General features: G+C 64.0%; 20 protein-coding genes and 3 pseudogenes. 11 read left to right on the forward strand and 12 right to left on the reverse strand.

Translation table 11 applies throughout. The features are described from left to right. Positions 1-323 precede the first annotated feature (323 nt). From CU110_RS13855 to gnd, 3 genes are all read left to right on the forward strand, one after another. Positions 324-3,224, forward strand: coding sequence for a ribonucleoside-diphosphate reductase subunit alpha (locus CU110_RS13855; RefSeq protein ID WP_084209391.1), 2,901 nt, complete (start codon positions 324-326; stop codon positions 3,222-3,224). Continuing rightward, complete coding sequence (locus CU110_RS13860; RefSeq protein WP_127736368.1) at positions 3,225-4,475, forward strand: ribonucleotide-diphosphate reductase subunit beta; 1,251 nt, start codon at positions 3,225-3,227, stop codon at positions 4,473-4,475. 168 nt (positions 4,476-4,643) lie between these two features. Further along, a complete protein-coding gene (gnd, locus tag CU110_RS13865; protein WP_077378886.1) occupies positions 4,644-5,627 on the forward strand; it encodes a phosphogluconate dehydrogenase (NAD(+)-dependent, decarboxylating) in 984 nt (327 codons plus the stop codon). A 19-nt stretch (positions 5,628-5,646) separates the two neighbouring features. Here gnd and CU110_RS13870 read toward each other — a convergent pair whose 3' ends face one another. The 5 genes and pseudogenes from CU110_RS13870 to CU110_RS13890 form a co-directional block, all read right to left on the reverse strand. After that, positions 5,647-6,138 (reverse strand): retropepsin-like aspartic protease, encoded by a 492-nt coding sequence (locus CU110_RS13870; protein ID WP_127736371.1) that lies wholly within the window; start codon positions 6,136-6,138, stop codon positions 5,647-5,649. After that, positions 6,114-6,650 carry a DUF3592 domain-containing protein gene (locus CU110_RS13875; protein ID WP_127736374.1) on the reverse strand — a complete coding sequence of 179 codons (537 nt, stop codon included), beginning with the start codon at positions 6,648-6,650 and terminating at the stop codon, positions 6,114-6,116. Before CU110_RS13875 ends, CU110_RS13870 begins: the two co-directional genes overlap by 25 nt. After that, positions 6,626-7,291 carry an ankyrin repeat domain-containing protein gene (locus tag CU110_RS13880; RefSeq protein WP_164850380.1) on the reverse strand — a complete coding sequence of 222 codons (666 nt, stop codon included), beginning with the start codon at positions 7,289-7,291 and terminating at the stop codon, positions 6,626-6,628. Before CU110_RS13880 ends, CU110_RS13875 begins: the two co-directional genes overlap by 25 nt. A 200-nt stretch (positions 7,292-7,491) precedes the next feature. Beyond that, positions 7,492-8,856, reverse strand: a complete 1,365-nt coding sequence (locus CU110_RS13885; protein WP_077378875.1) for a HAMP domain-containing sensor histidine kinase — start codon at positions 8,854-8,856, stop codon at positions 7,492-7,494. Positions 8,857-8,878: 22 nt separating this feature from the next. Next, positions 8,879-9,538: pseudogene (locus CU110_RS13890) on the reverse strand (response regulator transcription factor); the annotation flags it as partial. A gap of 28 nt (positions 9,539-9,566) precedes the next feature. On the opposite strand from CU110_RS13890, the gene CU110_RS13895 reads away from it, so the two are divergent. Continuing rightward, entirely contained in the window at positions 9,567-9,920 is a 354-nt protein-coding gene (locus CU110_RS13895; protein WP_084209397.1) for a hypothetical protein, read from the forward strand. Positions 9,921-9,978: 58 nt separating this feature from the next. Here the strand turns inward: CU110_RS13895 and coq7 are convergent, their stop codons facing one another. From coq7 to phaR, 6 genes and pseudogenes are all read right to left on the reverse strand, one after another. Next, positions 9,979-10,644 carry a 2-polyprenyl-3-methyl-6-methoxy-1,4-benzoquinone monooxygenase gene (gene coq7, locus CU110_RS13900; RefSeq protein WP_084209398.1) on the reverse strand — a complete coding sequence of 222 codons (666 nt, stop codon included), beginning with the start codon at positions 10,642-10,644 and terminating at the stop codon, positions 9,979-9,981. 199 nt (positions 10,645-10,843) lie between these two features. Continuing rightward, entirely contained in the window at positions 10,844-11,185 is a 342-nt protein-coding gene (locus CU110_RS13905; RefSeq protein ID WP_084209399.1) for a histidine triad nucleotide-binding protein, read from the reverse strand. 649 nt (positions 11,186-11,834) lie between these two features. Continuing rightward, a pseudogene (locus tag CU110_RS13915) lies at positions 11,835-12,704 on the reverse strand (phosphoribulokinase); the annotation flags it as partial. Continuing rightward, a complete protein-coding gene (locus CU110_RS13920; RefSeq protein WP_077378853.1) occupies positions 12,704-13,159 on the reverse strand; it encodes an acyl-CoA thioesterase in 456 nt (151 codons plus the stop codon). The gene CU110_RS13920 and the pseudogene CU110_RS13915, both read right to left, overlap by 1 nt. 80 nt (positions 13,160-13,239) lie before the next feature. Next, the gene (gene purD, locus CU110_RS13925) at positions 13,240-14,532 is read right to left on the reverse strand and encodes a phosphoribosylamine--glycine ligase (protein ID WP_084209400.1); all 1,293 of its coding nucleotides are present in this window, start codon (positions 14,530-14,532) and stop codon (positions 13,240-13,242) included. Between the two features lie 120 nt (positions 14,533-14,652). Then, on the reverse strand, positions 14,653-15,123 hold the full coding sequence (gene phaR / locus CU110_RS13930) for a polyhydroxyalkanoate synthesis repressor PhaR (protein WP_127736386.1): 471 nt from the start codon (positions 15,121-15,123) through the stop codon (positions 14,653-14,655). A gap of 84 nt (positions 15,124-15,207) precedes the next feature. Here phaR and CU110_RS13935 point away from each other — a divergent pair, with 84 nt between their 5' ends. Then, positions 15,208-15,933, forward strand: coding sequence for a 16S rRNA (uracil(1498)-N(3))-methyltransferase (locus tag CU110_RS13935; RefSeq protein ID WP_084209828.1), 726 nt, complete (start codon positions 15,208-15,210; stop codon positions 15,931-15,933). Here the strand turns inward: CU110_RS13935 and CU110_RS13940 are convergent. Further along, positions 15,825-16,361: a deoxyribodipyrimidine photo-lyase gene (locus CU110_RS13940; RefSeq protein WP_127736389.1), complete on the reverse strand. Its 537-nt coding sequence runs from the start codon at positions 16,359-16,361 to the stop codon at positions 15,825-15,827. The two genes, CU110_RS13935 and CU110_RS13940, sit on opposite strands and share 109 nt — an antisense overlap. A gap of 474 nt (positions 16,362-16,835) precedes the next feature. On the opposite strand from CU110_RS13940, the gene CU110_RS13945 reads away from it, so the two are divergent. The 6 genes and pseudogenes from CU110_RS13945 to CU110_RS13970 all read left to right on the forward strand — a co-directional run bounded on the left by CU110_RS13945 (position 16,836) and on the right by CU110_RS13970 (position 22,704). Further along, positions 16,836-19,628: a monovalent cation/H+ antiporter subunit A gene (locus tag CU110_RS13945; RefSeq protein WP_084209403.1), complete on the forward strand. Its 2,793-nt coding sequence runs from the start codon at positions 16,836-16,838 to the stop codon at positions 19,626-19,628. Continuing rightward, positions 19,628-19,954: pseudogene (locus CU110_RS13950) on the forward strand (Na+/H+ antiporter subunit C); the annotation flags it as partial. The gene CU110_RS13945 and the pseudogene CU110_RS13950, both read left to right, overlap by 1 nt. Positions 19,955-19,982: 28 nt before the next feature. Continuing rightward, entirely contained in the window at positions 19,983-21,524 is a 1,542-nt protein-coding gene (locus CU110_RS13955) for a monovalent cation/H+ antiporter subunit D (RefSeq protein WP_084209404.1), read from the forward strand. Beyond that, positions 21,521-22,021, forward strand: coding sequence for a Na+/H+ antiporter subunit E (locus CU110_RS13960; RefSeq protein WP_077378833.1), 501 nt, complete (start codon positions 21,521-21,523; stop codon positions 22,019-22,021). The genes CU110_RS13955 and CU110_RS13960 overlap by 4 nt, the downstream gene beginning before the upstream one ends. Then, complete coding sequence (locus tag CU110_RS13965) at positions 22,015-22,284, forward strand: K+/H+ antiporter subunit F (RefSeq protein WP_077378830.1); 270 nt, start codon at positions 22,015-22,017, stop codon at positions 22,282-22,284. Before CU110_RS13960 ends, CU110_RS13965 begins: the two co-directional genes overlap by 7 nt. 18 nt (positions 22,285-22,302) lie before the next feature. Next, positions 22,303-22,704 (forward strand): Na+/H+ antiporter subunit G, encoded by a 402-nt coding sequence (locus CU110_RS13970; RefSeq protein WP_077378827.1) that lies wholly within the window; start codon positions 22,303-22,305, stop codon positions 22,702-22,704. Positions 22,705-22,722: the final 18 nt, after the last annotated feature.

The raw sequence follows: 22,722 nt of genomic DNA on the forward strand, positions 1-22,722 counted from the left end.
AATCAGCTCACACCCCATATGTAGGGTTTTGGCGACGTCGACACCCATAGATCATGGCGACGATTGTCAAGCCCCGAAAGCATGAATCAGCGTATGGGACGGCAGTCACGCAAGGCTGCTGGATCCGTGTCTCATGAACGATATCAGGCTCAGCCCGGGCGCCGAATGCCCCGCCTGGGCCTGATCGAGTTTCTCGACAACAAGGCTGACGACGACAGAATGTCCCCGGTCGCAGGCAGGAATATTCAGCCTGCGCCCCGATACGAATTGCCCTCGAGCCCTAACGGGCAACGATTCACCTTCAGACGATTCAGGAAGGCGTCATGGATTCCACTTTCAGCACCGATCAGGCGGCAGTCGACGTGACCGCACCCCAGCGCCTGCGCGTCATCAAGCGCACTGGCGATGTTGCGCCCTTCGATGCCAGCAAGATCTCCGTCGCACTCTCCAAGGCGTTCATCGCCGTGGAAGGCGATCAGGTCGAGTCCAGCTCGCGCATCCGCGATCTGGTCCAGCAGCTGACCAGCCAGATCACCGATGCCTTCCAGCGTCGCATGCCTGATGGTGGCACTCTGCATATCGAAGACATCCAGGACCAGGTCGAACTGGCCCTGATGCGCTCCGGCGAGCACAAGGTGGCCCGCGCCTACGTTCTCTACCGTGACGAGCACGCCCGTGCCCGCAGCGCGCAGAACGACGGCATCGCCAAGCCGCACCCGACCATCAATGTCACGCACCTCGACGGCAGCGTGCGTCCGCTGGATCTGGGCCGTATCGAGACACTCGTGTTCGATGCCTGCGCCGAGCTGTCCAACGTCGACGCCCAGAAGATCGTCGATGACTCGCTGAAGAACCTGTACGACGGCGTGCCGGTCGATGGCGTGTCCACCGCGCTGATGATGACCGCGCGCACGCTGGTCGAGAAGGACCCGAACTACACCTACGTCACCGCCCGCCTGCTGCAGGACAACCTGCGCCGCGAAGCCCTGAGCTTCCTCAAGGTCGCTGACGAGGCCACCTTCGGCGAGATGAAGGACCACTACCCGGTCGCCTTCAAGGCCTACATCGAGAGCGGCATCGCCTTCGAGCAGCTGGATGAGCAACTGGCCACCTTCGATCTGGATCGCCTCGGCGCCGCCATCGATCACACACGTGACAACCAGTTCACCTATCTCGGCCTGCAGACCCTGTACGACCGCTACTTCCTGCACCAGAACGACGTGCGCTATGAGCTGCCGCAGGTCATGTTCATGCGTGTCGCCATGGGTCTGTCCCTGAACGAGGAAGACCGCGAAGGTCGCGCCATCGAGTTCTACGAGCTGCTGTCCAGCTTCGACTACATGGCCTCCACGCCGACCCTGTTCAACGCCGGTACCCGTCGCAGCCAGCTGTCCAGCTGCTACCTGACCACCGTGCCGGATGCCCTAGACGGCATCTACGGTGCCATCCGCGACAACGCCATGCTCTCCAAGTGGGCCGGCGGTCTCGGCAATGACTGGACGCCGGTGCGCGCACTGGGGTCCTACATCAAGGGCACCAACGGCAAGTCCCAGGGCGTCGTGCCCTTCCTGAAGGTCGTCAACGACACCGCCGTTGCCGTCAACCAGGGTGGCAAGCGCAAGGGCGCCGTCTGTGCCTACCTGGAAACCTGGCACATGGACGTCGAGGAATTCCTCGACCTGCGCAAGAACACCGGTGATGACCGTCGTCGTACCCACGACATGAACACCGCCAACTGGGTGCCGGACCTGTTCATGAAGCGTGTCTTCGATGACACCGAGTGGACCCTGTTCTCGCCGTCCGACTGCCCGGACCTCCACGACCTGTACGGCGCGGCCTTCCAGGCGCGTTACGAGCAGTACGAGGAGATGACCCGTCAGGGCCAGCTGAAGCTGTTCAAGCGCGTCAAGGCGCGTGATCTGTGGCGCAAGATGCTCTCCATGCTGTTCGAGACCGGCCACCCGTGGATCACCTTCAAGGACCCGTGCAACCTGCGCAGCCCGCAGCAGCACGCCGGTGTCGTGCACTCGTCCAACCTGTGCACCGAGATCACCCTCAACACCTCCGAGGATGAGATCGCGGTCTGCAACCTGGGCTCGATCAACCTGGCGCAGCACGTCATCGACGGCAAGCTGGATGGCGACAAGCTCAAGAAGTCGGTACGTACCGCCGTGCGCATGCTCGACAACGTCATCGACATCAACTACTACGCCGTTCCGCAGGCGCGTCGCTCCAACATGCGTCACCGTCCGGTCGGCCTCGGCATCATGGGCTTCCAGGACGCGCTCTACGCGCAGTCCATCGCCTATGCCTCCGAAGAAGCCGTGACCTTCGCCGACGAATCCATGGAACTCGTCAGCTATCACGCCATCGAAGCTTCCAGTGATCTGGCGGCCGAGCGTGGCCGTTACGAGAGCTTCGACGGCTCTCTGTGGAGTCAGGGCATCCTGCCGATCGATTCCATCGAGAAGCTCAAGACCGAGCGTGGCGCCGACTACATCGAGATGGACGAAAGCCAGACTCAGGACTGGGACTACATCCGCGAGAAGGTCCGCACCCAGGGCATGCGCAACTCCAACGTGATGGCGATCGCGCCGACCGCGACGATCTCCAACATCTGTGGCGTCTCGCAGTCCATCGAGCCGACTTACCAGAACCTGTTCGTCAAATCGAACCTGTCTGGCGAGTTCACCGTGGTCAACGCCTACATGGTCAACGACCTCAAGGCGCGCGGCCTGTGGGACGAGGTCATGATCAACGACCTCAAGTACTACGACGGCAGCGTCCAGCCGATCGAGCGCATTCCGGAAGACCTCAAGGCGCTGTACGCCAACGCCTTCGAAGTCGAACCGAAGTGGATCGTCGAAGCCGCCTCGCGTCGCCAGAAGTGGATCGACCAGGCGCAGTCCCTGAACCTGTACATCCAGGGCGTGTCCGGCAAGAAACTGGACGTGACCTACCGCATGGCATGGTTCCGTGGCCTCAAGACCACCTATTACCTCCGTGCTCTGGGTGCGACCGCCGTGGAGAAGTCCACCGTCGATCGCAGCAAGCACAACGCCGTCGGCAACGCACCGACTCCGGCTCCTGCTCCCGCGCCGACCCCGGCACCGGAAGCCAAGCCGGAACCGCGTGGCATCGAAGACTTCCTGCAAGGCAAGAGCGGTCAGCGTGCCCCCTCCGCCAGCAACATCGATGAGCTGGGCTGTGAGGCATGCCAATAAATGTTGAACTGGGACGATTTCCACGAAGACGAAGCCCCCGCTGCCGAGAAGCCGGCCGCTGCCAAACCGGCGCCGCAGGCCGAAGCCCCGGCGGCCCCGGCGGCTGAAGTTGCCGTCGCGAGCGAGAACAGCGAAGGCTACGCGGTCAGCGAAGCGGAACGCATCGCCCGCGCCCAGCAGGCGCTGGACGATCTTGACGTGGCCAAGGGTCTGGAAGAACTGGAAATGGGTGCCCAGCGCATTCAGGTCGACGAGAAGCGCATGATCAATGCCCGCGCCGACGTCAACCAGCTGGTGCCCTTCAAGTACGACTGGGCATGGCAGAAGTACCTCGACGGCTCCGCGAACCACTGGATGCCGCAGGAAGTGAACATGAACGCGGATATCGCGCTCTGGAAGAGCCAGGACGGCCTGACCGAAGACGAGCGTCTGATCGTGATGCGCTCGCTGGGTTACTTCTCCACTGCCGACTCGCTGGTCGCCAACAACCTGGTGCTGGCCGTCTACAAGAACATCACCAACCCGGAGTGCCGCCAGTACCTGCTGCGTCAGGCCTTCGAAGAGGCGATCCACACCCACGCCTACCAGTACTGCATCGAGTCCCTGGGCATGGACGAAGGCGAAGTCTTCAACATGTACCGTGAAGTGGACTCCGTGGCGCGCAAGTCCGCCTGGAGCCTCAAGCACACCCAGGCGCTGGCGCGTGCCGACTTCCATACCGGCACACCGGAAGCGGACCAGGAATTCCTGCGCAACCTGATCGGCTTCTACGCCGTCACCGAAGGCATCTTCTTCTACTGCGGCTTCTCCCAGATCCTGTCCATGGGTCGTCGCAACAAGATGACCGGCGTCGCCGAGCAGTTCCAGTACATCCTGCGTGACGAGTCCATGCACCTGAACTTCGGCATCGACGTGATCAACCAGATCAAGGTCGAGAACCCGCACCTGTGGACCGCCGAATTCCAGGACGAAGTCACCCAGATGATTCTGGAAGGCACCCAGCTCGAGATCGAATACGCGCGTGACACCATGCCGCGCGGCGTACTGGGCATGAACGCGGCCATCATGGAGGAATACCTCCACTTCATCTGCAACCGTCGCCTCGCGCAGCTGGGCCTCAAGGAGCAGTTCCCGGGCGCCAAGAACCCGTTCCCGTGGATGTCCGAGATCATCGATCTGCGCAAGGAGAAGAACTTCTTCGAGACGCGCGTCACCGAATATCAGGTCGGCGGTGCCCTGAGCTGGGATTGATCGCTGATCACTCCCTCTCCCGGAGACAGGCACGCGACTGACGCCTGTCTCCGCTGAGCACCCCAACGGGCCATGTCATTGATATGGCCCGTTTTTGCGTCCAGCGCCCGCACAGGGTAGGCTTCGCGCCGTCCCGACTCTCCCCGGCTTCACGTGAAAGGAACGAACATGCAACTCGGTATCATCGGACTCGGCCGCATGGGCGGCAACATCGCCCGCCGCCTGATGCGCAATGGCCACGAAGTGGTCGCCCATGACCGTGACGAGGCGATTGCCCAGTCACTGGTCGCTGACGGCGCGACCCACGTCGACAATCTCGCGGCGCTGGTCCAGCAGCTGAAGGCACCGCGTGCCGTGTGGGTCATGTTGCCGGCGGGCGAGATCACCGAGCAGACCATCAGCGCACTGGCCGAGCTGATGGAAGCCGGCGACACCATCATCGATGGCGGCAACACCTTCTACAAGGACGACATCCGTCGTGCTGCCACGCTGAAGGACAAGGGTCTGAACTACGTGGACGTGGGCACCTCCGGTGGCGTGTGGGGCCTGGAGCGCGGCTACTGCATGATGATCGGCGCCGAGAAGGCCGTGTTCGATCATCTCGAGCCGCTGTTCGACACCCTCGCCCCCGGCTATGGCAACCTCGAGCGCACCAAGGGTCGCAATGCCCCGGATGAGCGCGCGGAACGTGGCTATATCCACGCAGGCCCGGTCGGTGCCGGCCACTACGTGAAGATGGTGCACAACGGTATCGAGTACGGCCTGATGCAGGCCTACGCCGAAGGCTTCGAGCTGATGCAGAGCAAGGGCTCCGAGGACCTTCCGGAAGACCAGCGCTTCGACCTCAACCTGGCCGACATCGCGGAAGTCTGGCGTCGTGGCAGCGTCGTCTCCTCCTGGCTGCTCGACCTGACCGCCCAGGCGCTCGCCGGCGATGCGCGCCTGGATCACTACAGCGGTGCCGTCTCCGACAGTGGCGAAGGCCGCTGGACCGTCGATGCCGCCGTCGAGCAGGGCGTTGCCGTGCCGGTGCTGGCAAACGCGCTGTTCTCGCGCTTCAGCTCGCGCAAGGAAAACACCTACGCCAACCGTCTGCTGTCCGCGATGCGCTTCGGCTTCGGTGGCCATGTCGAGCCGCCCAAGCAGGACTGATCTTCCGCTGGCAGTCTCGTCAGCCGCCACGCCCCGCAACCGGCGTGAGTGTCATCTGCTGCCCCCGCATGTTGATATCGAACTCCCCCAGAAAGCTCATTCCAAGCAGCACTACCTCATCATGCATGCCCGGCACGATGGCCCCGCGCACCTCGCGCTGGTTGAGCCCCGCCAGACTGACGACATCCAGCGTGGTCAGTGCGCCATGGCTCACCCCATTGGCGGTGGTGAAGCGGGCATCGCGCCCGCGCGGCAACGCCAGACGCTCGGCCAGTGATTCGGACACCGAGACATAGGTGGCGCCGGTATCCAGCAGGAAGGTCACCGGCTCACCATTGATCTCGCCGGGTGCCACGAAGTGCCCTGAGCGGTTGCGCGTCAGGGTCAGCGGCTCCCCCTGGGACAATGCCTGACCGGCCAGCGAGGCATTCGGGCGGGTACGCTCCTCGAGCTGCCCCTGGAACCACCACACCAGCATGCCAAGTATCAGCCCCCAGCACAGCACCAGCATGCCGATACCGTAACGCCGGGTTGCCCCCCTCTCAACAACAGACGCAGCGCCACCAGACACAGCGCGATCCCCAGCGCCAATGGGACGCCGATCAACCAGCCGCGCGTGCCAGGCAGACTGGCCTCGTGAGGCGCACTGCGTCGATAGTTCACGGCCACGGTCTCGCCGACCGCAGGTGTCGGCGTCTGTACCGCCAGCGGTGATACATATTCATGCCAACCGCCACGCCTGTCCTGGTAACGCACGATGGGCGCGTACTGGATCGACTCGACATTGAAGCGCCCCCCCGGCGGCAAGCCTGCCATCGCCAGGGCCTCGTCCTCACTCAACTCACCGCCCTTGGGCAGATGGATGCGGCCGCGCCCTTCCACGTTCAGGGCGCGATCATGACTGATCACCTCTCCCATCACCTGGACGCTTTCCCGTGCGAGTGATTGTGCGTACTGCCAGCGAAGCGCACCCAGCAACAGCAGCGCCACGCCGATGATCAACAGCCCCCAGGGTAATACCATGCGCTGCCTCCTTCGTCCGACACGACATGCGCCACGCCCTGCTCCCGACCACCAGCCGCTTCCAGCATGTCACTCAAGGTCTCGAACTTGCGCCAGCGTGCGTGCGCCAGAGGTGTCACTCCCTCGGCATCCGCGAGATTGACGTCAGCGCCGTGATCCAGCAGCTGCTTGACCACCTGTTGATAGGCATCCCCGCCGTCCCCCAGCAATACGGCTTCGATCAGCGCCGTCCAACCAAGGCGATTCTGATGATCAGGCGGCACGTCCGTCTGCTCCAGCAACACGCGACAGATATCCGCATGGCCGCGCTCGCTGGCGGACATCAGGGCCGTGGAGGAGAAACGATTGAGCACCGTGGCCGAGGCACCGTGCTCAAGCAGGCAGGTCAGGCAATTGCCATACCCCAGCGCCGCGGCAGCCAGCAATGGCGTGTCATGCAGGGCATCGGTCTGCTCGCTGTCAGCTCCCGCGGCCAACAGCGCCGCCACCGCTTCGGGCTGATTGGCCTGCACGGCCACCATCAACGGCGAGCGTCCGCGATAATCGACATCATTGAGGCGCTCACGCGCCCCGGGCTCGGCAAGCGCTTCCCTGAGCCCTTCCAGATCCCCACGCTGAGCGCACATCGTCATGTCCTTCATGCCCACCTCCTGACGCCTGAGAAGGCAGATATCAGGCATAAAAAAAGCGCCCCCGAAGGAGCGCCAGTTCGTCATCACCGCAGGGCGCGGCAGACGAGACTCAGAAACGAAGCCCGTCCGGCTGCCAGCCGAACCCCCTTAGAATACGGTGCGGCTGGCGTGACGCCCAATCATCTCTCGGGATCGGGATGATAGCCCCATCAGGCCGTGGGCTTGGTCCCCACCAGCGGTGAGCTGGGCAGCCAGACATGCGCCGCCAGGCCGCCCAGAGCGGAGCGCTCCAGCCTCAGCTCGCCGCCATACAGCGCCATCAGGTCGTCCACGATCGCAAGCCCGAGTCCTGAACCGGAGCGCCCCTCATCGAGACGTGCACCACGCCCCAGCGCGGCGGCGCTCTGCTCGTCGCTCATGCCCGGGCCATCATCCTCGATGACCAGCAGCACACCGCCATCGCGGGACTCGCTGGTCACACGTACCTGCTGCTGCGCCCATTGCAGCGCGTTCTCGAGCAGATTGCCGACCATCTCCTGCAGGTCCTGCGGGTCGACGCGCACACCGGCATCATCCTCCAGCGCGAGGCTGAGAGTGATGCCACGCCGGCTCGCCAGGCGCCCAAGGCCATCGAACACCGGCCCGGCGGCCTCGCGCAGACTGACTCGCCCACTGAGATGCGCACCGCCCGCGGCACTCGCCCGCGCCAGATGGTGACGCACGGCCTCATCGATACGTCGCAATTCGGCATCGATGCGGGCGCGGTCCTCGCCATCAAAGCGCTCGGACTGGGCCTTGAGCACACTGACTGGCGTCTTGAGCGCATGCGCCAGATTGCCCGCCGCGGCACGCCCACGCTCGATCAGGCGTTGATCTCGCTCCAGCACTGCATTGATCGCGCGCGTCAGCTCTGTCAGTTCAGGTGGCAGGCGTGTTTCCTCCAGCCTGTCCGCCTCACCCTCCGCGACCCGCTTGAGGCGTGCCCGCAACCGCCGCAGCGGTGCCAACCCCCAGCTGATCTGCGCGGCGGAACCACACACCAGCAACGACGCCAGCGCGACAAGCGCTCCCGCCAGCAACCACTCGAAACGCGCGACCTCGGCGTCCACCTCGCTGCGACTCGCCGCCACCATCACATGCAGTGGCTGGCTGCGGCCCGGCAGGCGAATATCACGCTCGATGGCGCGCAACGACTGATGACGCGGCCCGTCGAGATCCCGGCTCAGGAACCCGTCAGCACTGATCTCATCGCGAATCGGCAGGCGTTGATCCCACAGCGAGCGCGAGGTCAGCACATTGCCGTGGCGATCGGAAATCTGCCAATACCAGCCGGAGTAGGCCTGATCGAAACGCGGATCACCCAACGAGCGCGTAAGCCCCGGACGGCCTTTCTCGCGATCGAACTGGATCGCGGCGATCAACACCTTCGACAGCGACAGCAGCCGCTGGTCAAAGGCTGTCGTCACCGCATCCCGAAAGCTCCACGCCAGCCCCAGACCGGTCAACGGCATGACGATCAAGGCGATGACCAGCGAGCCACCCAGCAGTCGCCGGCCGACGGACAATGGCTTCATGCGTCGCGGCCGTCCGCTCGGCATCCGGGTCGCGCAGGCGATAACCGCGACCGCGCAGGGTCTCGATACGCTCAGCCCCCAGCTTGCGACGCAGGCGGCTGATCTGGACATCGATGACATTCGAGTCGGGTTCGTGGTCACGATCATAGACATGCTCGACCAGCTCCGAACGGCTCACCACGCCGGGCACGGCATGCATCAGGTGCATCAGCAACCGCGTCTCCTGTGCCGTCAGTGACACGGGGCGCCCCGCCAGGCTGACGGTGCCGCCATGCGTATCACAGGCCAGATCCCCCAGCTTGAGCACCGGATGGGCATGCCCGCGCGAGCGACGCACCAGCGCGCGCAGGCGGAAGATGACCTCGGCCGTCTCGAAGGGCTTGGTCACGTAATCATCCGCACCGGCAGAGAAGCCGGCCGCCTTGTCCGACCAGCGCTCACGCGCCGTCAGCACCAGCACCGGGACTTCGATGCCGGCCTCACGCCACTGGGCCAGCCAGCGGGTGCCATCACCATCCGGCAGGCCAAGGTCCAGCACCACCGCATCATAGCGCTCGGTCTGCACCAGAAAATCGGCATCGGCACCATTGACGGCATGCTCGACCAGCACATCTGCCTCACTGAGGCGTGCCATCAGCGCTTCGGCCAACGGCATGTCATCTTCCACCAACAATATCTTCATGAATTCTGGGCCATTGCGGAGAATCAACATGCAAGGCCAACAGCACAACACTCTCTGGAACCAGGCTCGCCAATGGCAGGCCAACGCCGGCAACCAGCGTCCTTCTCAAGGCCTGTCCGGCCTCAAGCTGGTCGCTGCCTGGCTGATCGGCGGTGTCGTCATGATCTTCAGCCTGTTCGCGGCACTGATCATGATGGTACTGGGCATCATCATGCTGCCCTTCATCCGCCGGCGCATGAAGAAGCGCATGAGCGAGATGCAACAGCGCATGCAGGAAGCCCAGGACAAGGCCAACGGCCGCCAGAACTATTCGCGGGATGCGACACGTGAAGACGGCACCAGCACCGCGACGCTGGATGGTGAGTACCAGGTCAAGGAATAAGCCCCGACACCGATGACCGATTCCTGACGCTACACAGGCAAGCTCAGGTGCCTGACCCTCACACGCGATAGACGCTGGCGGTCATCACCTTGGACATCAGCCGCATGGCGCTCTTCAGCGGCCCCGGGAAGCGATGTCCTCCGGCCTCCAGCGCCCATTGCTCATGATGCGCTTCATCGATCTCCATCTGCCGCAGCACCGCGCGTGAACGCTGATCGCCCTCGGGCAGTGTCTGCTGGTGCTTCGACAGATGCTCGCCTACCAGCTCCTCGGTCGCGGCCACGAACCCGAGGCTGACCTTGTCGTTGATGGCGCCGGCCGCTGCCCCGAGCGCAAAGCTCGTCATGTAGAACAGTGGATTGAGCAGGCTGGTATTGGCATCCAGCTCGACGAGACGTGCATCGCACCAGGCGAGATGGTCGATCTCCTCCTGAGCGGCAAGCTCCATCTGGCTGCGCGTTTCCGGCAGACGCGCCGTGAACCCCTGGCCCTGGTACAGCGCCTGGGCGCAGACTTCACCGGTGTGATTGATGCGCATCAGACCGGCAGCATGCTGACGCTCCGCATCACTGATCTCGCTGTCCACGATATCGCCTGCCGGGGTAGGTCGTGACGGCTGAGCCGCATGAGGGACCAGCGTGCGCAGAACGGTATCGAACTGATGGATCAACTGGTCGGCGCGACTGTGGTGACGTTGTGCCTGACTGGCGGTGGGGTGCGTCATGTAAGAACTCCTGCACGGCGTGAGCAATGCCACCATCTTACGCAAGGCCCCCACTCACGGTAAGGGGCAGAGTGACGCTGAAGACCGGGCATGACGCTTTCACGTCATGCCCGGTATGCGCCCGTGTGCCGCACGCTTGTATATCGCTAGCCGCTACCTGCCCGCGAACCGCCGGTACAGGCGCCTGCTCTACGCCGGCTCAGCCAGCCGGCCAAGTGAAGCGGCGACCACCCATCAGGTGCATGTGAATATGATAGACCGTCTGGCCGCCATCTTCATTGCAGTTCATCACCACACGGTAGCCATCGTCGGCGAAGCCGTATTCCTTCGCCAGTCTGGCGGCGGTGTACTGCAGGCGTCCCACCGTGGCCAGCTGGCTTTCCTCGATATCATTGAGCGTGGCGATGTGCTGCTTGGGAATGATCAGCACATGGGTCGGCGCCTGAGGGTTGATGTCATTGAAGGCCAGCACCTCCTCATCCTCATAGACGATATCGGCGGGAATCTCGCGATTGATGATCTTGCAGAACAGACAGTCCATGACACCTTCTCCCTCAAGCGAACCGGCGGCAGAGGACTTTCTGCAGCGCGCCAAGGGCTTTCTCAAGGCGGAAGTCTATCTCACGCACCTCGATGGCCAGACGGTGGTATGCAAGGACTACCGTCGTTATGCCGGCACCCCGGCGGCACTGGTCGCGCGCTGGCTGGTCCGTCGAGAACTGAAGATGCTGAGCCGCCTGGCCGGCTGGACGCATGCACCGCGCGCCATCGCACGCGTCTCCCCGCTGGCACTGGCCATGGAATACATTCCCGGCCCTCTGCTGAGCGATGCGCAGCTGGATCCCGCGGCGCATCCAGGACTCTGCCAGCAGCTGATTCTCGTCGTGCAGCAGCTGCATCAGCGCCGCATGGCACACAACGACATCCGCGGATCCAACGTCATACTGCGCGATGGCATACCGGTACTGATCGATTTCACCTCGGCGGTGCGGCTGCCGCGACTGCCGGGCACGGCCGGTGTGATGCGCATGATGCGTCGCTTCGACCTGCGCCACTCCCTCAAGCTCAAGCAACGTACGCTGGGGCTGCCGCTGCGGCCACGCGAGGCTCGCCTGCTGATGCGCAGCGGTCGCCTGAATCAGGTATTGCGCCTGTGGAAGAAACGCATCCTGCCGCGTCTCAAGGGCCGAGCGGAAGCGGCGCTGGGCCAGCAGACTCCTGACCAACGGCGTGATGATCAACTCGATGGCCAGCGCCATCAGGGCACCCGGCACCACCAGCGTGTGCGGGCGCGACATGAAGGAGCCCTGGATCATCGCCAGCAGATAGGGGAAATCGACGCTGCCCGGATCACGGAAGTGCACGACGACCATCGACTCGGCATCGGTGGGAATGTCCTGCGGCTCGAAGGGGTTGGAGGTATCCACCGTCGGTACGCGCTGGAAGTTGATATGGGTACGCGAGAACTGCGGCTGGATATAGCGGACGTAGTCATCCATGCGGCTCAGGATGGTATCGACCACCGCTTCCTGGGAGTGCCCGCGCAGCTTGGTGTCCCGGTCGATCTTCTGGATCCACTCGAGGTTCATGGTCGGTGCCACGCCGATCAGCAGATCCACATGACGCGCGATGTCATGCTCGGGCGTCACCAGCCCGCCATGCAGGCCCTCGTAGAACAGCAGGTCCGTGCAATCCGGCAGCGACTGCCATTCGGTGAAGGTCCCGACCTTGTAGCCCGCCTCGATCATGCGCTTGTCTTCGGCATGGATATAGTGGCGATGCGTGCCGGAGCCCTGCTCGCCATACTCCAGAAACAGCGCTTCCAGTCGATCGAGCTGGTTGGCCTCGACCGCGAAGTGTGACAGCTCGCGCTTGCGCTCCGGCGCCTCCTGGAACATGCGTACCAGTTCATCGCGGGTATAGCGGTGAAAGGCATCACCATCCACATAGGCGGCATGGATCGACTCACGCGAGAACATGCGCTCGAAGGTCCGCATGACCGTGGTCGTCCCCGCACCGGAGGAGCCCGTCACGGCGATGATCGGATACTCCCGCGACATCAGCGCGCCACCTCGCAGGCCAGCGCCGCGACCGTACGCTCGATCTCGTCACTGACACGTGCACTCGGCACGGCCAGTCCGTCGGGGCCGGCAAACACCAGCCCGACCCTGACGGTGGCCAGTACACTGCCGTCACCGACCCGCACCAGACGATGATGGACACCCAGTCCCTTGCCGGACACGGGGTCCATGGCGGTCTCCACCACCAGCGCATCGCCCAGCTTGCCTTCCCCCTGATACTGCACGGCCAGATCGGAGACGATGCTCATGAGGCCATCGACATCCCATTCCGGGAAGCCGAGTGCCTGCCAGGCCTGGCCACGTGCCTCGTGCGCCAGGCTGACCACGCTATCGTGACCCAGATGCTGGCCATAATTGATATCGCTGACACGAATCGTCATCGCATGACGATGCACCAGGCGCTGCTCTGGGAACTCGAGCCGAATACGCTCCATGAGGACTCCTCGTCGGCGAGACGGAAAGAACAAGTGATGATGAAGGTTATCGCACGGCCGACACCGACATGACCAGACTCTCAGGCGTCGCCACGCTCACGGGCGATGGCACGCCAGGCGATGTCACGTCGCACGAGCACGTCCTGCCAGTCGATGGCGTCCACACCCTCGTAGGCACGCTCGGTGGCGGCGGCCACGCTGTCGCCCAGCGCGGTGACGCACAGCACGCGACCGCCACTGGTGACCACCTGCCCGTCCTTTTCGGCGGTGCCGGCGTGGAAGACCTTGCAACCGGTCGCCTCGGCAGCATCGAACCCGGTGATGACATCGCCCTTGCGGTAGCTGGCCGGATAGCCGCCTGCCGCCAGCACCACGCCGACCGCCGCGCGGGAATCCCACTCGCAGGTCTGGGTATCGAGGCGCCCGTCTTCGGCGGCCAGACACAGCCCCACCAGGTCGGACTTCAGACGTACCATGATCGGCTGGGTCTCCGGATCACCGAAGCGGCAATTGTATTCGATGATCTTCGGCGCGCCCTGGGCATCGATCATCAGGCCGGCGTACAGGAAGCCGGTGTAGGGATGTCCCTCTGCCGCCATGCCACGCACGGTGGGCAGAATGATCTCGTCCATCACGCGCTGGTGCACATCGGCGGTGACCACCGGTGCCGGAGAATAGGCCCCCATGCCACCGGTGTTGGGGCCGGTATCGCCTTCACCGACCCGCTTGTGGTCCTGACTGGTGGCCATCGGCAGCACGTTCTCGCCATCGACCATCACGATGAAGCTGGCTTCCTCGCCATCGAGGAACTCCTCGATCACCACGCGTGCACCGGCATCACCGAAGGCGTTGTCCTCGAGCATGTCACGCACGGCGGCGCGAGCTTCCTCGTCGGTCATCGCGACCACCACTCCCTTGCCCGCCGCCAGGCCATCGGCCTTGATGACGATCGGTGCCGGGTGGGCGGCCAGGTACTCAAGCGCCGCATCGACCTCGGCGAAGGTGGCGTAGTCGCCGGTCGGGATGGCATGACGCGCCAGGAAGTCCTTGGTGAAGGCCTTGGAGCCTTCCAGCTGGGCAGCGCCGGCCGTCGGACCGAAGCACTTGAGCCCCGCCTCGCGGAAGCGATCGACCACGCCGATCACCAGCGGCGCTTCCGGGCCGACGATGGTCAGCTCGATGGCGTTGTCCCGCGCGAAGGCGACCAGAGCATCGAGATCGTCAGCGGCAATCGCCAGATTGGTCAGCTTGGACTCGCGCGCCGTGCCCGCATTGCCGGGGGCCACGAAGACCTCCTCGACACGGGAGGACTGGGCGGCTTTCCAGGCCAGCGCATGTTCGCGGCCACCGCCGCCGATGATCAGGACCTTCATCTTTTCAACCTTCATGAGCCAGTGAGGATCAAGGCTGCCCGCAAGACACGGGCGACCGAGGAAATGTCAGGCTGCGCATTATGGCAGAAAGGGGCTCCCCTCGGGACGCCCCTTTTCACATCAACGCGATTTCATGTGAGAGCGTGAGCTCGTCCGGCCCCGGTTGATGCCGCCCCCCATGGCCTGCTGCCAGAAGCGCAGATTCTCTTCGGCGACTTCGCGCATCATTTCCATGGGCGAGTGGCGCATGGCCTGGGACCATTGCTCCTGCATGCGCTGCTGTTGCTCCATCATCAGCCGCGTGCCCTGCTCCAGATACCCCGCCAGCGGCAATGGCTTGGCCATCGCATAGATGCGGATGAACTGCTCCAGCAGCTCGTTGGAGAAGACTTCGGCCTCACCATCGCCCTGCTCCTGCTCGATGATGATGGTCAGCAGGATGGTACGCGTGAGGTCCTCGCCGCTCTTGGCGTCCTCGACCTTGAAGACCTCTTCCGCCAGCACCAGGCTGCGCAGGTCCTCGAGGGTCACATAACGGCTCTGCTCGGTATCGTAGAGACGCCGATTGGCGTATTTGCGGATGACTCTCACGGATCAAGCTCCTGTCGATTTTTCTTCATTGTGCACTCAAGGGGGGGCACTGCAAGGAAAGCCGCTTCCACGCGCGGTATCGCCATGAACCTTATCCTGCTCGGCGCTGATGACCTGCTCGCCTCCGACCATGCACGCGTGACGGACCCGCGCAGACTGCGCCATCTGCGTGAGGTGCATCGTGCCGCTGTCGGTGACGAGATGACCCTGGGAATCGAAGGCGGGCTGATCGGTCGTGGACGCCTGGAGCGGCTGGACGCCGAGGTGGCCGAATTCAGTCTGCGTCTGGAGCGTCAGCCGCCGGCACCACTCGATGTCCATCTGCTGCTGGCGCTGCCACGCCCGCGCATGCTGGCGCGCTCGCTGGAACACATCACGGCGCTGGGCGTGAAGCACATCACCCTGCTGCATACGCGGCGCGTGGAGAAGAGCTACTGGCAGTCGCCGGAGCTGAAAGAGGAAAAGATTCGCCAGCATCTGGTGCTGGGACTGGAGCAGGCGCGCGACACCATCATGCCGACGGTCACGCAGGAGACATTGTTCAAGCCATTCGTGGAGGACAGACTGCCGGACCTGATGGCCCCGGAGAGCGCCGTGAAGCCGCGCGGCATCATCGCGCACCCGGGCATGCCGCAGGAGTGCCCACGCGCGGTGGGTGAGCCGGTGATCCTGGCCATCGGCCCGGAGGGTGGATTCGTGGACTATGAGGTAGAGCAGTTCATGAAGGCCGGCTTCGAGGGCGTACACCTCGGCGAGCGCATCCTGCGCGTCGAGACTGCAGTCACGGCGCTGCTGGCGCGACTGGGCTGAGGGTGGCAATGCAGCCGGGTACTGGCAGGAAGTTGCGCGGCAAGACGCTGAAGATTGCCGGCATCATCCGGGGTTCGGGAATGACTGACTTCCAGGCAGTCCACGTCATGCTGGCGGACCTGGGCCAGCACCTCGCTGACGGGATCCCCCACTCGCACCAGCAGATCACTGCCGCGGCGCAGCAACATGCCACGCAGGTTCATCAGGCTCTGCCAGAGGAGGCGAAGGCGGGCAGGTCCCAGGCGAGGCAGACCCTCGACAGGCGTCAACCAGCGCTGGTCCAGCACGTACATGACCAGAAGTTGATAGGGGCGACGGACACTGGGCAGCGCGAATACCGGGTTGTCTTCCAGACGCAGGTCATGACGCAGCCAGACAAGTGACGTCTCCGGTGGGCCGCCCGAATTCGTGCTGATGGCCTCTCGCATGCGAGCTCCAAAGCGTTATCGGCGTATAATATTTGTACAATAAATAGCCCGCTCTGTACAACACGCTGTCCGATCAGGGACCTCATCCGACCTGCCGCCCGTGCGCTGGCGAGGGGTGCAAGTGCGTGATACATTCGAGAGGTTAGGTCACGATCCACCAATGTTTTCAACAAGATCGCGCAAGTGTCTCTACCCGCAAACACACTTGTCATCCAGGGGCTTCAGGAGGAATACGGCCATGCTCGCAAGACATGACATGACCGCACCAACCCGGCATCTTCACCGTCTGCCCATCGCGGGCAGCCGGGGGCGCGCTGCGGACCTCATCCCCACCTGGATGCTGGCACCTCGTGCCGTGCGCCTCCCCTTTCTGACTGATCCGCCCGCGGCGGTGACCTCGGCAGCCTGCAATGCGCTCGCCTATCCTATCGGCACCCAGTGGCCGAAATCCACAACGACTGGAGCGAGTCTTCCATGACCCTGCTGTTGATCGTGCTACTGCCATTGCTCGGTGCCCTGGTGCCGTTGATGGCCAGAGACCTGCCCCGCGGCCGCCTTGCCTGGCTGACGGCGGTTGCCCCTGCCCTGGCACTTGGTATCGCCGTCTTCCATCTCGGCGATGTCTTCGCCGGCCAGATAGCCCAGTTCTACCTGCCGTGGATCACCGAACTGGGGCTGGATCTGGCGCTACGCTTCGATGGCCTGTCAGCTCTGTTCGTCCTGCTGATTCTCGGCATCGGACTGCTGATCATCCTCTATTCTCGCTACTACCTGTCGAGCGAGGACTCGCTGGCACGCCTCTACAGCTTCCTGATGCTGTTCATGACCGCGATGCTCGGCATCGTCATGGCGGACAACCTGCTGTTGATGTGGGTGTTCTGGGAGCTGACCAGTCTCAGCTCCTTCCTGCTGATCGGTTACTGGTATCAGCTGAGCGAGGCGCGCAAGGGCGCCCGCATGGCGCTGACCGTCACCGGTGCGGGCGGGCTGGCGCTGCTGGCCGGCATCCTGGTCATCGGTCATATCGTCGGCAGCTACCAGTTCGATGACGTCCTCGCGGCAGCAGACCAGATCCGCTCCCACGAGCTGTATCCTGTCGCACTGGTACTGGTGCTGCTGGGCGCCTTCACCAAGTCCGCGCAGTTCCCGTTCCAGTTCTGGCTGCCCCACGCGATGTCGGCGCCGACACCGGTGTCCGCCTTCCTGCACTCCGCCACCATGGTCAAGGCCGGGGTCTTTCTGCTGGCGCGCATGCACCCGGTGCTCTCGGGGACTGATCTCTGGTTCTACATCGTCAGCCTCACGGGCCTTGCCACCCTGCTGTATGGCGCCTGGTTCGCCTTGATGAAGCAGGACCTCAAGGGTGTGCTGGCCTTCTCGACCATCAGTCATCTGGGTCTGATCACGCTGCTGTTCGGCTTCAACAGCCAGATGGCCGCCGTCGCGGGCCTGCTGCACATCATCAATCACGCGACCTTCAAGGCCTCGCTGTTCATGGCAGCCGGCATCGTCGACCACGAATGTGGCACGCGTGACATCCGCAAGCTCAACGGCCTGTACCGTTACATGCCACATACCACGGTGCTGGCGATGGTCGCCTCGGCCTCGATGGCCGGCGTGCCGCTGCTCAACGGCTTCCTGTCCAAGGAAATGTTCTTTGCCGAGAGCCTCGATGCCCAGCTGCTGGGCGGTCTTTCCTGGCTGATTCCGGCGCTGGCGACCCTCGGTGGCATCCTGTCGGTGGCCTACTCGCTGCGCTTCATCCACGACGTCTTCTTCAATGGCGAGCCGAAGGACCTGCCCAAGACCCCGCATGAGCCGCCGCGCTACATGAAGCTGCCCATCGAGGTGCTGGTGCTGATCTGCCTGCTGGTGGGCATCCTGCCGTCACTGGTGATCAAGGACCTGCTGGTGAGCGCCTCCGCCAGCGTGCTGGCAGCGCCGGTGCCGGACTTCAGTCTCGCCATCTGGCACGGTTTCAACCTGCCGCTGCTGATGAGCGTCATCGCGCTGGGTGGCGGTGTCGCCGTCTACGCCCTGCGCCACCATCTGTACGCCTTCCAGCGCCAGTTCCGGGCGCGCAACGCCCTGCTGGTCTTCGAGGCCAACGTCCAGCGAGTCGTGAAACTGTCCGAGCGTTTCATGGACAGCTTCGAGAACGGTTCGCTGCAGCGCTACATGCTGTGGCTGCTCCTGACCGCGCTGGTCTTCGTCGGCATCGGACTGCTGGCCGTGCCGCGCCTGGGTGGAGAGCTTGAGCAGCAGCCCTTCGATGGCATGCTGCTGACGGGTGCCGTGATCACCGGCCTGGCCGGCCTGGGCACCGCGATCACTCACCGCAAGCGCCTGATCTCCCTGCTGATGCTGTCAGTGGTCGGCCTGATGACCTCGCTGGCGTTTGCACGCTTTGCCGCCCCGGACCTGGCGCTGACCCAGCTGGCGGTGGAGGTGGTGACGATGATCCTGCTGATGCTGGCACTGTTCTTCCTGCCACAGCGCACACCCAAGGAATCCAGCGCGCGACGCATCATGCGTGACGTCCTGCTCGCCAGCGCCTTCGGCGTGGTGGTCGCAAGCCTCAACTTCGCCATCCTGACCCGCCCGGTCGAATCGATCTCCGACTTCTTCATGGCCAATGCGGTCTCCGGCGGTGGGGGCCACAACGTGGTCAACGTGATTCTCGTCGACTTCCGTGGCTTCGATACGCTGGGCGAGATCACCGTACTCGGGATTGCCGGACTGGCGATCTTCAAGCTGCTCAACCGCCTGCGCCTGTTCATGCCGTCCACTGACCTGGATGGCCGCAACTGGTCGCCGGACCGCCACCCGATGATTCTGGCCACCGTGTCCCAGACCCTGCTGCCACTGGCGCTGCTGGTCTCGGTCTACATCTTCCTGCGCGGCCACAACGAACCCGGCGGCGGTTTCATCGCCGGTCTGGTGACCGCCGTGGCCATCATCCTGCTCTACATCGCGCGCGGCGTGGACTGGACACAGCGCTGGCTGCGCTTCCCCTACCAGCCGGTCGCGGCGGCCGGGGTGTTGATCGCCGGCCTGACGGGCGCGGGCAGCTGGGTCTTCGGCTATCCGTTCCTGACGTCATCGTTCGGCCACTTCACGATTCCCGTGATCGGTGAGATAGAGCTGGCCACCGCGCTGCTGTTCGACCTCGGGGTCTATCTGACCGTGGTCGGCGCGACCCTGATGATTCTCGCCAACCTCGGCAAGCTGACGACACCGCACCGCCCGACCAAGGAGAAGAGCTGATGGAAGCCCTCTACGCCACTACCACCGGCCTGCTGGCCGCCTGCGGTGTCTACCTGACCCTGCGCGGGCGCACCTTCCCTGTCGTGGTCGGACTGACGCTATTGTCCTACGCGGTCAACCTGTTCCTGTTCTCCATGGGGGGGCTTGCCATGCACGGCACCCCCGCCGTGGTCGGCTCAGGCTCGCCCACGGCGGACCCGCTGCCCCAGGCGCTGGTGCTGACCGCCATCGTGATCGGCTTCGCCATGACGGCCTTCGTGGTCATCCTCGCCATGCGCGCGCGCGGTGACCTGGGCAGTGACCACGTCAACGGCAACCGTCTGGACGACTCGAAAGAGAAGAGGATGGCAAGTGATGCTGCAACACCTGATTGTCCTTCCGATCGTCCTGCCACTGCTGGTGGGCGCCTGCCTGCTGCTGAGTCGCGGCTCATCGCCGGTACTGCGCCGCAGCATCAGCCTGATCACCCAGGCCATCATGGTGGCCATCGCCATCGCGCTGGTCGTTCAGGCCAACGACGACACCATTCGCTACTACGCGCTGGGCGACTGGCAGCCTCCCTTCGGGATCGTGCTGGTGCTGGATCGCCTGTCGGCGACCATGGTGCTGCTCAGCTCGGTACTGGGCCTGCTGGCCTGCCTGTATGCCACGGCGGGCATCGATGAGACAGGCTCCAACTTCCATGGCCTGTTCCTGCTGCAGCTGATGGGGATCAACGGTGCCTTCCTGACCGGTGACCTCTTCAACCTGTTCGTGTTCTTCGAGGTCCTGCTGATCGCCTCATACGCCCTGCTGCTGCACGGCGGCAGCAAGGCTCGCACGCTGTCGGCCCTGCATTACGTGGTGCTGAACCTGATGGGGTCGGCGTTCTTCCTGATCGCGCTGGGCATCCTCTACGGCGTGACAGGTACGCTGAACATGGCCGACATGGCCGTCATCGTCACCACGCTGGACCCGGGACGGGCCGGCCTGATGGAAGCCGGCGGTCTGCTGCTGCTGGTGGTATTCGGCCTCAAGGCCGCGATGCTGCCGCTGTATTTCTGGCTACCCCGCGCCTACGCCGCGGCCTCGGCGCCGGTGGCGGCGCTGTTCGCGATCATGACCAAGGTCGGCATCTATTCCATCCTGCGCGTCTACTCGCTGATCTTCACCGACAACGCCGGCACCCTGGCAGATCTCGGTCGCGACTGGCTGTGGTGGGCAGGGCTCGCCACGCTGGTCGTGTCGATGCTCGGCGTGCTCTCGGCACGTGACCTGCGCACCCTGGTGGCCTATCTGGTGATGATCTCGGTCGGTACGCTACTGACGGCGCTGGGCATGAACAGCATCGCGGCGGACAGCGCCCTGCTGTTCTACCTGATCCACTCCACCCTGGTCACCGGCGGCCTCTTCCTGCTGGTGGATGTGATGGCAGGCCAGCGTGGCAAGGCCGGTGCCCGTATCGTGCGCTCACGGCCACTGCTGCAGGCGGGCCTGCTGGGCGGACTGTTCCTGATCGGCACGGCGGCCGCGGCGGGCCTGCCGCCCTTCTCGGGCGCCATCGGCAAGGCGCTGATCCTGTCGTCCGCCTCACTGGAGCAGCAGGTATGGCTGTGGCCAGTGCTGCTGCTGGCCGGGCTGTGCTCGATCGTGGCCTGTTCGCGTGCCGGTTCCAGCGTGTTCTGGCGCACCGGCAACAGTGAACCCAGCGGTGAACGACTCGGTGTCGCGCGCGGCATCGCGACCTGCGGCCTGATCTCCGCCGCACTGGCACTGGTCGTCTTCGCCGGTCCCGTCTCGCATTGGACCAAGGCCACCGCACAGCAACTGTCGGACCCGGCCCCCTATCTCGATGCCCTTCTGGGCAAGGACGCCGCACCGGAAACCGCTCTGCCGCTCAAGGGAGACGCTCAATGATCAAGTCTCGTTCTCGCGTTCTGCCCACCCCGATGCTCTCGACCCTGCTGCTGGTCGTGTGGCTGATGCTGCAGAACAGCGTCTCGCCCGGGCAGATATTGCTCGGTGCGGTGCTGGCCATCGCCATCCCGGCACTGACCTATCGTTTCTGGGAGCCGCAGCCGGATCTCCAGAAACCGTGGCGACTGATCGGCTACCTGCTGCGCGTCATCCTGGACATCATCATCGCCAACCTGCAGGTCTCGCGACTCATCCTGAATCCGCGTGCGAAATTCCGCCCGGCCTTCGTGCGCTATCCGCTGGAGCTCGAGCAGAAGTTCCCGATCACCCTGCTGTCGAGCACCATCACGCTGACACCGGGGACGGTCTCTGCCTATCTCACGCTGGATGGTCGCCATCTGATCATCCATGCACTGGATGTCGAGGATGAACAGGCATTGATCGACGAGATCCGCCAGCGCTACGAGCGCCCGCTGAAGGAGATCTACGAATGCTAGACATCGCCCTGTGGATCAGCATCGCGCTGTTCGCGGCGTCCCTGATGCTCAACGTCTTCCGGCTGGCCATCGGCCCGGACCTGCCGGACCGCATCCTCGCCGTGGACACCATGTACGTGAACTCCATCGCGCTGATCGTGCTGTTCAGCATCCAGCTCAACAGCAAGGCCTACTTCGAGGCGGCGCTGCTGATCGCCATGCTGGGCTTCGTCAGCACCGTGGCAGTCTGCAAGTATCTGCTGCGCGGCGACATCATCGAATGACCTGAGCGGAGAGTCTCCATGCCCACCTGGTTCTATCCTGTCCTGGAAGGCGTGATCGCCTTCTTCCTGATCGCCGGCGGCCTGTTCGCCTTCATCGGGTCGCTGGGGCTGACGCACCTCAAGGACTTCTACATGCGTCTGCACGGTCCCAGCAAGACCACCACCCTGGGGGTCGGCTGCGTACTGATGGCGTCGATGATCTATTTCCGCGCCACTACCGGTCACTTCAGCTTCCAGGAGATGCTGATCACCATCTTCCTGTTCATCACCGCCCCGGTGACCGCACACCTGCTGTCCAAGGCCGCGCTGCATCAGAAGCTGGTGGCGGACATCCGTACCCGCAACGTGCCGGAACGTCTGGAAGTATCAGACGAACCGGATGAGGCAAATGCCGAAGCCTCGGAATCGCGCCTGCCCTGAGCGGGCCTCATGCCTGCC

Source organism: Cobetia sp. ICG0124, from assembly GCF_004006355.1.
In the GTDB taxonomy this organism is placed as follows: domain Bacteria; phylum Pseudomonadota; class Gammaproteobacteria; order Pseudomonadales; family Halomonadaceae; genus Cobetia; species Cobetia marina.